General features: G+C 69.6%; 13 protein-coding genes. 10 read left to right on the top strand and 3 right to left on the bottom strand.

Annotated features, from left to right (window positions below):
• The first annotated feature begins 86 nt into the window (after positions 1 to 86).
• A complete protein-coding gene (locus ABS735_RS03565; protein WP_373899922.1) occupies positions 87 to 959 on the top strand; it encodes an LLM class F420-dependent oxidoreductase in 873 nt (290 codons plus the stop codon).
• Between the two features lie 103 nt (positions 960 to 1062).
• Here the strand turns inward: ABS735_RS03565 and ABS735_RS03560 are convergent, their stop codons facing one another.
• Both ABS735_RS03560 and ABS735_RS03555 read right to left on the bottom strand, forming a co-directional pair.
• Positions 1063 to 1920: a fumarylacetoacetate hydrolase family protein gene (locus ABS735_RS03560; RefSeq protein WP_373899921.1), complete on the bottom strand. Its 858-nt coding sequence runs from the start codon at positions 1918 to 1920 to the stop codon at positions 1063 to 1065.
• A 167-nt stretch (positions 1921 to 2087) separates the two neighbouring features.
• On the bottom strand, positions 2088 to 2462 hold the full coding sequence (locus tag ABS735_RS03555; protein WP_373900232.1) for a hypothetical protein: 375 nt from the start codon (positions 2460 to 2462) through the stop codon (positions 2088 to 2090).
• A gap of 23 nt (positions 2463 to 2485) precedes the next feature.
• On the opposite strand from ABS735_RS03555, the gene ABS735_RS03550 reads away from it, so the two are divergent.
• The gene (locus tag ABS735_RS03550) at positions 2486 to 3520 is read left to right on the top strand and encodes an SEC-C domain-containing protein (RefSeq protein ID WP_373899920.1); all 1035 of its coding nucleotides are present in this window, start codon (positions 2486 to 2488) and stop codon (positions 3518 to 3520) included.
• An 83-nt stretch (positions 3521 to 3603) separates the two neighbouring features.
• Positions 3604 to 4044, top strand: coding sequence for an SRPBCC family protein (locus tag ABS735_RS03545; RefSeq protein WP_373899919.1), 441 nt, complete (start codon positions 3604 to 3606; stop codon positions 4042 to 4044).
• Between the two features lie 143 nt (positions 4045 to 4187).
• Here ABS735_RS03545 and ABS735_RS03540 read toward each other — a convergent pair whose 3' ends face one another.
• On the bottom strand, positions 4188 to 4508 hold the full coding sequence (locus tag ABS735_RS03540; protein ID WP_373899918.1) for a hypothetical protein: 321 nt from the start codon (positions 4506 to 4508) through the stop codon (positions 4188 to 4190).
• Between the two features lie 302 nt (positions 4509 to 4810).
• Between ABS735_RS03540 and ABS735_RS03535 the strand changes: the two genes are divergently transcribed.
• Genes ABS735_RS03535 through ABS735_RS03505 form a run of 7 tightly spaced genes read left to right on the top strand, consistent with a single transcriptional unit; the run spans position 4811 to position 12696 of the window.
• A complete protein-coding gene (locus ABS735_RS03535; protein ID WP_373899917.1) occupies positions 4811 to 5587 on the top strand; it encodes a class I SAM-dependent methyltransferase in 777 nt (258 codons plus the stop codon).
• Complete coding sequence (locus ABS735_RS03530; protein WP_373899916.1) at positions 5584 to 8313, top strand: SUMF1/EgtB/PvdO family nonheme iron enzyme; 2730 nt, start codon at positions 5584 to 5586, stop codon at positions 8311 to 8313. Before ABS735_RS03535 ends, ABS735_RS03530 begins: the two co-directional genes overlap by 4 nt.
• Entirely contained in the window at positions 8310 to 8606 is a 297-nt protein-coding gene (locus ABS735_RS03525) for a hypothetical protein (protein WP_373899915.1), read from the top strand. The genes ABS735_RS03530 and ABS735_RS03525 overlap by 4 nt, the downstream gene beginning before the upstream one ends.
• Positions 8603 to 9898: a hypothetical protein gene (locus ABS735_RS03520; protein WP_373899914.1), complete on the top strand. Its 1296-nt coding sequence runs from the start codon at positions 8603 to 8605 to the stop codon at positions 9896 to 9898. The genes ABS735_RS03525 and ABS735_RS03520 overlap by 4 nt, the downstream gene beginning before the upstream one ends.
• Positions 9899 to 9949: 51 nt before the next feature.
• Entirely contained in the window at positions 9950 to 10375 is a 426-nt protein-coding gene (locus tag ABS735_RS03515) for a very short patch repair endonuclease (RefSeq protein ID WP_373899913.1), read from the top strand.
• A 28-nt stretch (positions 10376 to 10403) separates the two neighbouring features.
• Positions 10404 to 11393: a DNA cytosine methyltransferase gene (locus ABS735_RS03510; protein ID WP_373899912.1), complete on the top strand. Its 990-nt coding sequence runs from the start codon at positions 10404 to 10406 to the stop codon at positions 11391 to 11393.
• 55 nt (positions 11394 to 11448) lie between these two features.
• Entirely contained in the window at positions 11449 to 12696 is a 1248-nt protein-coding gene (locus tag ABS735_RS03505; protein WP_373899911.1) for a DNA cytosine methyltransferase, read from the top strand.
• Positions 12697 to 12744: the final 48 nt, after the last annotated feature.

Here is a 12744-nt window from a genome sequence, read left to right as displayed (position 1 = left end):
GTGGTCGGGGAATCACCGGTGGGTACCCGTGGTTGGCAGGCAGACACGCAGCATGATCACGGTGCCCACCGGAGGGATCGCAAGCGATGAACGAGGCGACGGCTTCCCTGAAGGAATCGGTCGGACGGTACGGCGTCTGGAGCATCCCACTGCGCTCCGAGGACCCGGAGGGCGCGGCCGAACGCGCCGAGGCCGCCGCCGAGTTGGAGCAGCTCGGCTACGGCGCCCTGTGGCTCGGCGGCAACAGCGCCGCCCGGCACGCCGCCCCGCTGATCGAGGCGACCTCGCGGATCGTGGTCGGCACCAGCATCCAGAGCATCTGGGAGCACAAGGCGTCCGAGGCGGCGGCGAGCTTCGCCGAGCTGGAGGTGTCCCACCCGGGCCGTTTCGTGCTCGGCCTCGGCGTGAGCCACGGCCCGCGTGTGGAGGGGTACCGTCGCCCGTACTCGACGATGGTCGGCTACCTGGACGAGCTGGACCGGGACGGGATGCGCTCCGGCCACCGGGTGCTGGCCGCGCTCGGTCCGAAGATGCTGGACCTGTCCCGGGACCGGGCGGCGGGCGCGATCCCGTACCTGGTCACGCCCGAGCACACCGCGCAGGCCCGCGAGCGGCTCGGCGCGGGCCCGCTGCTGGCCCCGGAGTCGAAGGTCGTCCTCGACTCCGACCCGTCCCGCGCCCGCGCGACGGCCCGCGCCCACCTCGCCATGTACCTGAAGCTGCCGAACTACACGAAGAACTTCCTCAGCCTCGGCTTCACCGACGCCGACGTCACCGGCGGCGGCAGCGACCGCCTCATCGACGCGGTCTTCGCCTGGGGCGACGAGGCGACCGTCCGCGCCCGCGTCGACGCCTTCCACGCCGCGGGCGCCGACCACGTCGCCCTCCAGCTGGTGGAGGACGACATGACCCGCCTGCCGAGGGAAAGCTGGCGAAGGCTGGCTTCACTGCTGTCGTGAGAGAAACGCGCCCCTGGAAGGGGGCGCGGGGAACTGCGCGACCAGCCACCCACGGCCCGCACCCGACAAGGCACCGCAGCAGCCCCCGCCCCCAGCGGAGCGCCTACGCCCCCTTCAGCTCCTGCCGCTGCCGCCCCAGCCCCTCGACCTCCAGCTCGACGACATCCCCCGCCCGCAGGTACGGCTTCGGCTCGGGCTGCCCCATCGCCACCCCCGCCGGCGTCCCGGTGTTGATGACGTCACCGGGGCGCAGCACCATGAACTGGCTGACGTACCGCACGACCTCCCCCACGGGGAAGATCTGCTCCGCGGTCGTCCCGTCCTGCTTCAGCTCGCCGTTCACCCACAGCCGCAGCGACAGCCGCTGCGGGTCGGGCACCTCGTCGGCGGTCACCAGCCACGGCCCCAGCGGGTTGAACGTCTCGCAGTTCTTGCCCTTGTCCCAGGTCCCGCCGCGCTCGATCTGGAACTCCCGCTCGGACACGTCGTGCGCGACCGCGTACCCGGCGACACACGCGAGCCCCTCCTCCGCCGACTCCAGATAGCGGGCCGTACGCCCGATCACGACCGCCAGCTCCACCTCCCAGTCGGTCTTGGTGGAACCGCGCGGCACGAGCACCGTGTCGTGCGGCCCGACCACCGTGTCCGGCGCCTTGAAGAAGACGACCGGCTCGGCGGGCGGCTCGGCCCCGGTCTCGCGGGCGTGGTCGTGGTAGTTCAGCCCGATGCACACGATCTTGCCGATGCGTCCCACCGGCGGTCCGACGCGCAGTCCGGTGCCGTCCAGGGCGGGCAGCTCACCGGCCTCGGCGGCGGCCCGTATCCGGCCGAGCGCGCTCTCGTCGGCGAGCAGTTCGCCGTCGATGTCCGTCACAACGCCCGACAGGTCTCGCAGGGTCCCGTCGGCGTCGAGCAGCGCGGGCCGCTCCGACCCCGCCGTACCGACTCGCAACAGCTTCATGATCCCCAACTCCTCGATCGCGGGCAGCCCGCCCGACGATGCGCGACCTGGGTGCGGCAGCGACGCGACAGCTGTCGGAGGACTGGTCGATCCTCCAAGGCGCGGGTCCACTCCGCAATACCCCGTTCACGTACTGGACCGTAGCCACGCACCCGGCCGGCCCGCGCTCAGCGGTAGAGCACCGCCCGCTCGACGGCGCTCCACGTCGTGCTGGTGACGACGTACAGCGCGGCCGCCAGCGGCACCACGGCCACGGTGACGAGGGCGCCGCAGTGGGCTCGGGCGCGCAGCAGACGTTCCGCTGCACCGGCTCGGGCGCCGGCGTCGCCGTGACGGTCGCGATCGCGACGTCGGTGGGGGCCCGGGGCGGGCACGGACGTGGCGCTGTGGGTGTCGGCGGGGCCGGCCGTGGTGGCGGCGGTGCTGGTGGGAACGCTGCGGGAACGGCACCGAGCGGGACGACGCGGACCCCGGCGCTCCTCGGCGACCCTCGACGGCACCGCTCCCCCGGCCACCGCCCCCCGGTGGCTGACCCTCGTCACCTCACGGCAGTACGGTGTCCCCCATGCGCCCCGACACGCCCGCCGAAAACGTCGACCACGCCGCCGAGGCGGCCCGCCTGGAACGGACCGCCGGCCTCTACCCCGAGGACGCCGAGGCCCTGCTGCTGCGCGCGGCTGCCCACCTGGAACTGTCCGGCGACCGCCCCGCCGCGACCAAGCTCTACGACCGCCTGCTGTCGTCCGGCACCCCCGCCTCTCTGGAGAACCCGTCCCTGGTCCGCGCCCTGAAGGCGTCCAACCTCTGGGAGTACGACCACGAGGCGGAGGCCAGGGCGATCATCGACGGCGTGCGTGCGGCGTCGCCGCGGGACCCGGCCCCCTGGGTGATCGTGGCCGAGGCCCTGGAGTCCCACGACGAGCTGGAGGCGGCGCACGAGACGTTCACGGAGGGCGCCCGCCTGCTCCTGACGGACGTACCGGAACCCCCGTACTCCACCCACCCTCTCCTCTACGGCCGCCACCGCGTCCGCCGCATGCTGGGCCTCGCCCACGACGAGTGGGACACCCTGACCGACACCCTGCACTCGATGCCGGTCTCCCTGGACGAGCTGCACGACCCCAAGCGTGTCTGGTCCCTGGGTTCGGACAACCCGGCGGACCTGGAGGCGGAGATCTCCCGCCTCCGTGCCGAGCTGGGCGCCTACCGCGAGGCCCTGTCCCGCCCGTTCCCGGTGGCCATGCTCCACTGGCCGGCCGACGAGCTGGCGGAACTGATCGAGGCGTACCCGTCCCTCTCCTCCGAGTACCCCTCCTACGACGACCACCTGGCGTCGATAGAGGCGGCCCTGCGCGAACTGGCCTCGTCGGGAACCCCGAACCTGGGCGTGGTCCCGGGCACGGTCCCGTCCTACGAGGCCTTCGCGGCGTCGGAGGGCGCGTCCCCGGCCGACCCGGCCCTGCTCCCGCAGTACGCGACGACACTGGCGGCCCGGGGACTCGCGGTGGCGTGGCCCCCGCAGCGCGGGGCGGCGTGCTGGTGCGGGTCGGGGCGGCCGTACGGGGAGTGCCACGGGGAGGACGTCGCCGGGAACCGATGAGATTCGGCGCCGCCGGTCGTCTACAGGTGTGAGAGCCTCGCCGGCAGCGGGCGAGGCACCGCCACCCGAGGAGACGCGACGACATGAGCACCGACCAGAACGGCTTCTCCTACACCCTCACCCGCACCCTGGACGCCCCCGCGTCCCAGGTCTGGCAGGCCTGGACCACCCCCGACCAGTACGCCCAGTGGGCCTACGCCGTCCCCGGCTCCGTGGAGATGGACGTCCGCCCCGGCGGCACCTGGAAGGCCACGATGCGCACGCCGGAGGGCGCGGAGTTCCCGCTGACCGGCTCCTACATCGAGGTCGCCGAGCCGCGCGCCCTGACCATCGGCATGGACGTCCCGGGCCGCCCGGACCCGGCGACGATGACCGTCGAACTGACGGAACAGGGCCCGCGCAACACCGTCATCACCCTCCGCCAGACCTGCGACACGTCGGAGGAACGGGACGGGGCGGAGCAGGGCAGCGGGATGCTGCTGGACGGGTTGACGGGGTTCCTGGCGGGCGGGGCGCGGAGCTGAGCATCCCTCCCCGGCCGAGCCCCCTGCCAGGACACCCACCTCGCGAGGCGTGAACACTTCTCGGCAAAGTGTTCACGCGTCGCTCATCTGAGACAGAACGGGCACCGTCTCCACAGCGGGCGGCGTGCGGCGTGCCCCGGCTGTCAGGAGCTGTGGAGCACGGGATCACCAAGTGCGACAGTGGCCACGTTGTCCTCGAGCTGCCCTGCCTCGATCTGCAGAATGGCGACCGTGAGGTCTACGGTCACCCTCACCGGCCGGTTGATCTGTGCGGTCGCGGTCTTGAGCGTCTTCTCGCCGTCCTCACCGGACTTGAAGGCCACCGTGACCGGATGCGCCACGCTGTAGTCGTCAAGGCCGACGGTGACGGTGAGGCTCTTGTAGTGCTCGTTGATGCTGTAGCCGACGCTCTCGTACCACCCGGGCTCGGTGATGATGGCGTTGTCGAAGCGCTGCCCACCCATGACCACAGACCTGAGCTCCCAGTTTGAACCGATCGCGCCAGGAACAGACAGCGCTTCACCAACCCCGTGAGCCGAACAAGACACCGACTGCAAACGCCGTCGCCGGCACAGCAACAGACAACCAACGTTCCTGATGCTGCGAGCAGTCGGCACCTCAGCGACGTATCAATGACGTTGCCCGGAAGCGGCCCTGCGCGACCTGACGCGTTACGCACTGTTGCCACGCCACCACCCCGCGATAGCCTGCCCGGCGACCATGGGCGGCACTGCCTGGAGAGACACGGAGAAACGCGAGGACAGCGGTGGAGCGGCGCGAACTGCGCGGACATTACGACGGACTCGCAGCCGAGTACGACGAGCACTGGGTCTACGGACCGGAATACGTCCCGTGGATGTCCGGGCAAATCGCCGAGGCACTGCGTCTCGGCCCAGCCGACCGAATCGCCGACATCGGCTCCGGCACAGGCCTTTTCGCCAGAGAGCTGGCCAGTCAGGTGCAACCCAGCCGTCCCATTCTGTGCGTTGACCCCTCCGAAGCGATGCTCCGCGGGCTCGGCACCCCGCCCCCACCAGAGCTGACGCCGGTCGTCGCAACGGCGGAGGACGTCGCCGAGGGCCAGGTCCGACTGCCCTACCCGGAACTGGACGCGATCTGGCTGAAGGAGTCGGTGCACCACGTCGTCGACCCCGCGCACACTTTGCGTGGCCTCGCCGACCGGCTGGCTCCGGGCGGCCGACTGCTGATCGTCATGCTTCCCGCCACCATCAGATACCCCCTCTTCAAGGCGGCCCTCGCACGCTTCGAAGAGCTGCAGCCGGACCCGGCCCTTATTGAGGGGCATCTGCGTCGGGCCGGGTTGGAGACCCGGCTCGGCCACGTCGAGCACGAACTCCGCATCGACCGGGACAGGTACCTCGGCATGGTCCGTGCTCGGTACATGTCGTTGCTCTCCACTTTCAGTGAAACCGAGATCGACGAAGGCGTCGAGGAGATACGAACCGCCCATCCGGAGTCCGTGCTTGTTTTCCCGGATCGGTTCGCGTTTGTCCTGGGGCGACGAGCGGAGGAGAACGCATGAGCACCGTCGTCGACGAACGGCTGCGGCGCCTGCGGAGGGAACTCGACGATCACTCGCGGATCGCCGACCGTCTCGGGCTCGACCTGGAACGCCCGTTACGGTCGCTCAACGACGGCTACCCGGAGAACGCGGTCGCGCTGGTCGGGAAACTGACCGAGAAGCTCCTCAAGGAGCTGTGGCGGCACCACGACGTCGAGGGTGACCCCTCGACCAAGGCCCTCAACGACCTGGTCAAATGCTGCCGCCCATACATCCGCAGCAGCACGGTTCTGGACGCACTCGACGACATTCGGCGGCTACGCAACCGCTCAACCCACGATGGGTACGAGATCAGCGACGAGGACGGGCTGCTCGCCGTGCGGAGGCTCGTCGATGTCCTCATCTGGTTCACGGACACCGGGAGCGCGGCCCTGCTCGGCGGGGAACCGGACGTGGCCCCCGAGGTCGCGCGTCGCTGCGAGTTCCTCGCCGGCCTTCATGTCACTCTCGGCTACCGGCAGGCCAAGCGATTCGTGCTCAGCCCGGACACCGTGTACCTGCTGTTCTGCCGGGAATCGGGGATGCGGCTGGAGTACGTAGAGCTGATGCTCTCCCGCGACGCCGACGACCTCGGCACCGTCCTCACCTCCTGCGGCGGTGAGCTACTCCGTACCCGACTTCCCAAGCTCACCCGGTTCGTCGTGGTGGACAACGACGGTGGTACGGCTCCTGGCGCTCTCCACCAGCTGCTGGGCACGGACTTCCGGATCGTGCGATACGACGGTTTCGTCGACACCGTGGTCAATCTCGACACCCACCTCGCCGGACTCGTCGGCGCCGCCGCCCCCGAAAATGCCGACGGGGCTCCACCCCCGCCTCGGACCGCTGTCGCCGCGTCGGTCCTGAGCACCGACCCCCGCACCGGCGAATCGACGGTGACGGAGTCCGGTGACGCGGCCGAACTCCTTGCCCGTCTCGCCGGTGGCAGCGCAAACGTCCTGGTCACCGGACGCCCGGGCAGCGGGAAAAGCACCCTTCTACGCGCCCTGGCTGCTGATCCGGAGGTCCGCCGCTTCCGCTTCTACTTCGATCTCGGCCTCAAGCCGAAGGATGAACCCTTCTCCGAGTACGCCGCCCGTATTCTCGCGCCGGCCATGGCCTCGGACCGTTCCCGCGCGTACGACCTCTTCCTGTACCTCATCCGCTCCGGGACCGCGCTGTGCGTGCTGGACGCCTTCGACGAGGGGGTCACGGAACCGAGCCCTGCCGGATTCCTGCGCCTGTTCACCGATCTTTCGGCCGTCCTTTCCGCCGAGTCCGCGGTCGTCATCAGCTCCCGGGTCTCCTTCCTGGCGGACTCGCCCCAGGTACGTCAGCTGGTGGACAACGGCGCCGGTCGTTCCGAACAGCTGGTGGAACAGATGTACGCGAACGGGGTGGACCCGTCCCGCGTTCCGCACTTCCATGTCGTCCGCCTCACCGAGCCCGAGGAGACCCCGCTCGAGCGAGGTCTCGCCGCGCGGCTCGGTCTTGCTCCGGGCCGTCCTCTCGCGGAGGTCCTCGGCGCGCACCTCACCCGAACGCTGACCGAGCGCGGGCGTCCCGAGCTGGAACAGCGCCTGCCGACCGCGCTCGGTCGGGCTTTCCTGGCCGACCAGACGGTGTTCTCTCTGCTGGATCTGCATCGCGAACTGGGCGGCGAGGCCTTCGTGGACGGACGTCTCGATCCGGCTTCCTGCGTCCTCTCGCCGCTGCTGCGCCCGGCGGGACCGGACCACGTAGCGTTCGTGCACACCGCGTACCAGGAGCTGTTGGCGGCCCGGTACCTCGCCGACCCGGCGCATCGGGAAGCCGTGGCAGACCTTCCCGACGGCGCCTTCCTGACGGAGCAGGTACGTGCCTTCCTCGCCGGAATGTCCAACGACGCCGACGGCGCCGGCGCCACAGTGGGCGATGACTGCGTGGTGCCTGCCGGGGCGTATCTCGTAGGCCCAGCCGAGCGGTTACTGGTCCGGCGAGTCAAGCGCCCCGTGCGCTTCGACCGCCGTGCTGTGACGGTCGCCCGCTATCGGCGTTTCCTCGACTCGCTCGACACGGACGGCACCTCCCGCTGGGACCACCCGGACCAGCCGCCCCATGTCACGCACCGCCCCTGGACCGACCGTTTGCGCCACGCCGACTACTACGAGAACCCGCGCTTCGACGACCGTCCAGCAACCTGCGTCAGCTGGTGGAGTGCGTACGCGTACGCGGCGTTCGAAGGGAAACGGCTGCCGACGTCGCTCGAATGGGAGGCAGCCGCACGCGGAACCGACGGACGGCTCTTCCCCTGGGGCGACGTCCCGGACATCAGCCGAGTCAACTGCGCCGACACGTGGGTCGGCCGCCCCGTCACGACGTACCAGGCATGGCTTCGGGACTTCGCGGGTGAGGCAGTCCGCCGGGCCGGCGCCAAGCCCACGAACGAACGCACCGGCAACCGTTCCCCATTCGGCGTCCTGGACATGGTTGGCAACTGCTGGGAGTGGACCTCCACTTCGCTGGACGACCCCGCTGAGGTCGTCATCTGCGGCGGAAGCTACGACAACCCGATGCGCGCGGTGCAGACCAGCACCAAAGGCATCTACCGCAAGCGTGGTGGCAGCAACGCGGTCGGTTTCCGCTGCGTCGAGGACGTGGACACGGCGGACGGCACCGCCACGGCCCGGAGCGTCACCACGACCGGAGTGGAGAGGACAGCGCCATGAGCGACAGCGGCCAGGGCGGCGGTTTGGGCGGCAGGTGGGGGCCGCGGCGCGGGACCATCGTGGACCGGCGGCCGAGTGGCGGCGGAGCGACTGGCACAGTCGGTTCCTACGTCGTCCGGGACGACGAGGACGAGCGGTATTACAACTTCGACTACCGGCAGATCGTGACGGAGGGCTTCCGCACCATCCGTACCGGCGAGCACGTCCGCTTCCACATCAGTGCCACGAGCCCTGACCAGGCGGAATTCGTCATCCGTCTCGACCAGCCCGACCCTGCCGAGTACTACCGGTGACGGCTCCCGACGCCACGCCATCGCTCGACCACGTCATGGGAGCCCGGCAGGAGCTGACCGTCGTCCTGCCCGCGCGTCTGCGCCGGGCTCCCAGCTGGCAACAGGGCCCGTTCCCGTTCGAGCTCGGCAGCCGCCGCACGGACGCGGCGACGAGATCGACCTACTTCGCACCCGCCTCCGCCCGAGTCCTCTACGGCAGCCCCGAACGCCCCCGTCGCTGGCACCTGCCGATGGACCTCAAGCACGACGGGCTGCGCCTGCTGGGAATAGAGCTGCTCCGTGCGGCCACGGCGCGCGACCCCGAACACGCGTTGGTCGTCCTGCACTTCAGCGTCGAGACGCCCCTCCTCCCGGTGCTACGCACCTTGGCCGGCCGCGGCTCGACCACAGTCGCCGAGCCGCTTGCCGGACTCACCGGACCGTTCGACCCGGCCCTGCTCCTCGACGGCGTTGCGGACATCGGGGACCCGACCACGCCCTTCGCCGTCTCCCGGCCGTACACGATCGCGTTCCTCACCCCGACGGCACATCACACTCCCTTACTCCGCGACGGCCCCGAAGGCGAGCTGCCCGTCACCGCCGACCGCTGGCTGTGGCAACTGGCTTCCCGCTCCAGCCCGCAGGACTTCCCGCTGGCCCCGGAGACGGTCGCGGGTCATCTCCGTGACGTCGTACGCATCTCCGGGGACTGGAGCGCCCTGGTCCTCCGACAGGGCGCCGCCTTTCTTGGCCACCGTCCCGACACCGGCGACGGCGACTTCTACGGCTTCGGCGCGCTGCACTCCCGCACCGTCTACCTCGACGCACTCCTCCTCGGCTCCCTCCAGCGCGACCACATCGACGAACTCACCGACGAGCTGTCGGAGGTCTTCGTCTCGCCGCGGCGCCTGGCCCGCCGCGTCGCCGCCCTGGAGCGCAACATCGCTCACTTCCGCAGCGGCTACTGGCGCCAGCACCTCACCGCCCACGGCCCCGCGAACGACCTCCTCCTCGCCTTCCAGAATCAGCACCGGCTCCCGGCCCGCTTCAACGAGATCCTCGCCGAGGCCGCCGACTACAGCCGACTGGTCCAGACCCAGGAGAGCCAGCAGATCAGCGGCGCCCTCGGCGTCCTGACCGTCCTCGGCCTCCCGCTGGGTACAGCCCTCGGGATCCTCCAGGTCCTGGGCGACGACTCCCTGTCCCACCTGCTCATCGCCCTGGCGCTGTCGGTGGCGGCTACGGCGGGGGTGCTGACTACGCGGTACGGGCGGTTGGTTTTGTCGTCTTTGCGGGGTGGGGAGCGGGGGTGACAGCCCTGACTGATTCACTACCTGCACGAGGATCGCCGGCACAATGACAGCGTGCCCGAGCCCATCCCCTCCTCAGCCGCCGTGTCTGCCCGCATGAGTCGCCAGGGCTCCCGCGACACGGCGCCGGAGATCGCGGTGCGACGACTGCTCCACGCGTCGGGCATGCGCTACCGCGTGAACGTGCCGGTGCCTGGCATGACCCGCCGCACGATCGACATCGTCTTCCCCAGGGCCAAGGTCGCGGTCTTCCTCGACGGCTGTTTCTGGCACGGCTGCCCGCAGCACGCCACTCAGCCCAAGTCGAACGCCGAGTGGTGGCGGGCCAAGCTCGACAAGAACATGTCCCGCGATGCCGAGACGACCGAGCATCTGCAGGCGGAAGGGTGGACGGTCCTGCGGTTTTGGGAGCACGAGATGCCGGGCGACGTGGCGACCACGGTCAGGGCGACCGTGCTTTCAACCGGTCGTCGTGGTTGATCGGCGGGACTGTCCCGGGGCTCGGGGAATGGAGAAGGAGGGGGACGCATTGAAGAGGCTGACTTCGGTCGACGTGTGCTCCGGCGCGGGAGGTCTCGCGCTGGGGCTTGAGCATGCAGGCTTTGACCCCGTACTCCTCCTGGACAGCAACAAGCAGGCATGCGAGACCCTGCGACACAACAGGCCGTCCTGGAACATTCTCGAAACGGACCTCCTGGACTTCGACCCATTCGAGCACCAGGTGAGCTACGACGTGGACCTTCTGTCGGCAGGCCTGCCACGCGTCAAGTCGTCAGCAACGACCAAAAGGGTCGAAACGGGACAGGAACTCAAGCTCCTCAAGGCCACCGTCTATCTGGCACACGCTATTCGGCCCCGCGCTCTTCTGATCGAGAACGTCCCGGAACTGGTGGACGGCGTCGCCTTCGACGAGGTGCGCGACTTCATCCGAGGGGAGCTTCTGCACCTCGGATACGGCTTTCACTGGTTCATCGTCAACGCCGCTGATTTCGGTGTTCCGCAGGATCGACGGCAAGGGGTGATGGTGGCCCTCGAAGAACGATTCACCGACCGGTTCCGCCCGCCCGAGGCCACGGTGACCGAACACGTCACCGTGGGTGAAGCCCTGCGCTCCTCCATGTCGGAGCGCGGTTGGACCGGGGCCGACGACTGGACGTGGCAGGCGAACCGCGTCGCACCCACCCTGGTGGGCGGCTCGGAGAATCGCGGCGGTGCCGACCTGGGCCCCACCGGCACCAAAAAGGCCTGGGCCCGTATGGGCGTCAATGCCGTCTCGCTGAGCGACGAGGTGCCCGGGCCGGACGGTACTCAGGAATCGGACCAGTCCGGGTCCCCACTGAAGAAGATCACCGTTGATCAGGCAGCCCTCCTTCAGTCCTTCCCCAAGGACTGGGAGATCACCGGCAAGAAAACCGGGCGATATCGACAGATCGGCCATGCCTCCCCGCCTCCGGTGGGGGAGGCGCTCGGCCTGGCCATCGCCCGCGCGCTCCGTTGACGAACGGCCGAACCGCAGGTCAAGAACCACCCGCAGCCGGCTACACTTCCACATCATGACCCGAGCACCACTCCCGGACACGAACCAGGGCGCACCCGTGATTGTTGATCTCTTCGCGGGGCCGGGCGGCCTGGACATTGCCGCAGAGGTGCTCGGAGTGCCCGCCATCGGCGTCGAGTGGGAGAAGTCGACCCGCGCGACCCGGGACGCCGCGCACCTGCGGAGCACCGAAATCGGCGACGTGGCGCAGGTGAACCCACTGGACCCCGAGGTTCGCTCGGCGCGTGTCCTCGCAGGCGGACCGCCCTGCCAGACGTATTCGGTGGCGGGCAACCGCGAGGGGCACCGGGCCCTCGACGAGGTGACGGATCTGGCCGAGTTGGTGGGTGGCAGCAAGTCCGTCGGTGCGCTGGAGCAGGCCTGGGCGGAAGTACAGCGGAGAGCCGTCGTCCTGGAATGGGCCGATGAGCGAACCGGCCTCGTACTCCAGCCGCTGCGGTGGATCGTCGAGAAGATGCTCAAGTCCGACCCCTACGAAGTGGTCGTGTTGGAGCAGGTCCCCACGGTCCTCCCGGTGTGGAACAAGTACCGCCAGATCCTCCGAGACCTCGGATACGACGCGGAGTGCGACATCCTGCACACGGAGGAGTACGGGGTACCACAGACTCGTCGCCGCGCAGTGTTGATCGCCCGTTACCGTGGTGGCGGAAGAGGCCGAGGCTTGGAGTTCCCGCCCCTCACGCACCAGCGCTACCGAAAGGGCGCGACCCGTCTCCCCGTGACGCGGGATCTCGCGAGCGCGCCGAACGCCCTCCAGCAGAAGTCGCTCTTCGGTTCCCAGACCCCGCCCTCGGTGAAGCCGTGGGTCTCGATGGGCGACGCGCTCAGGGAATCGCGTGCCTCGGACTTCGTCGTGCGCTCCAACTACGGGTCGGGGGGAGATCCCAAGAAGCGGGGACTCCGCGTCTCCGACGCACCGGCGGCCACCGTCACCGGCAAGGTTCGCCGCAACATGGTCTTCGACCTCAAGGGCTACGACAGCGACGGAGAACCCGAACTGGGGCCGGAACAAGACCGTTTCAGCTTTCGTGAAGCGGGCCTGCTGCAAACGTTCCCTGCCGAGTACCCCTGGCGCGGCACCGACGTCGCACAGCAGATCGGCAATGCGATCCCGCCCCTGTTGGGGGTGCACATCCTGTGCACGGCGCTGGAACTGGGTGAGGACCGCAGAGAAGCCGCCATCAAGAAGCTCAAGACCTGGCGCCCCCTTCACAGTCCCGCTGGAGTGACGGAGGGTCTCTGACCCCGGCGTGGCAAGGTCGAAGAGATTCCGCTTTCGTCTCCGGCATCT

Origin of the sequence: Streptomyces sp. MMCC 100 (assembly GCF_041538145.2) — a bacterium.
Taxonomy (GTDB): domain Bacteria; phylum Actinomycetota; class Actinomycetes; order Streptomycetales; family Streptomycetaceae; genus Streptomyces.
This window is presented reverse-complemented; position numbering and strand designations above follow the sequence as displayed.

What these genes read in the sequence shown, in the direction of transcription:
- ABS735_RS03560 (WP_373899921.1), bottom strand. Translation starts at nt 1,920, where the DNA reads ATGAAGCTGTTGCGAGTCGGTACGGCGGGGTCGGAGCGGCCCGCGCTG.
- ABS735_RS03530 (WP_373899916.1), top strand. Translation starts at nt 5,584, where the DNA reads ATGAGCACCGTCGTCGACGAACGGCTGCGGCGCCTGCGGAGGGAACTC.
- ABS735_RS03510 (WP_373899912.1), top strand. Translation starts at nt 10,404, where the DNA reads ATGGAGAAGGAGGGGGACGCATTGAAGAGGCTGACTTCGGTCGACGTG.
- ABS735_RS03525 (WP_373899915.1), top strand. Translation starts at nt 8,310, where the DNA reads ATGAGCGACAGCGGCCAGGGCGGCGGTTTGGGCGGCAGGTGGGGGCCG.
- ABS735_RS03545 (WP_373899919.1), top strand. Translation starts at nt 3,604, where the DNA reads ATGAGCACCGACCAGAACGGCTTCTCCTACACCCTCACCCGCACCCTG.
- ABS735_RS03550 (WP_373899920.1), top strand. Translation starts at nt 2,486, where the DNA reads ATGCGCCCCGACACGCCCGCCGAAAACGTCGACCACGCCGCCGAGGCG.
- ABS735_RS03565 (WP_373899922.1), top strand. Translation starts at nt 87, where the DNA reads ATGAACGAGGCGACGGCTTCCCTGAAGGAATCGGTCGGACGGTACGGC.
- ABS735_RS03540 (WP_373899918.1), bottom strand. Translation starts at nt 4,508, where the DNA reads ATGGGTGGGCAGCGCTTCGACAACGCCATCATCACCGAGCCCGGGTGG.
- ABS735_RS03505 (WP_373899911.1), top strand. Translation starts at nt 11,449, where the DNA reads ATGACCCGAGCACCACTCCCGGACACGAACCAGGGCGCACCCGTGATT.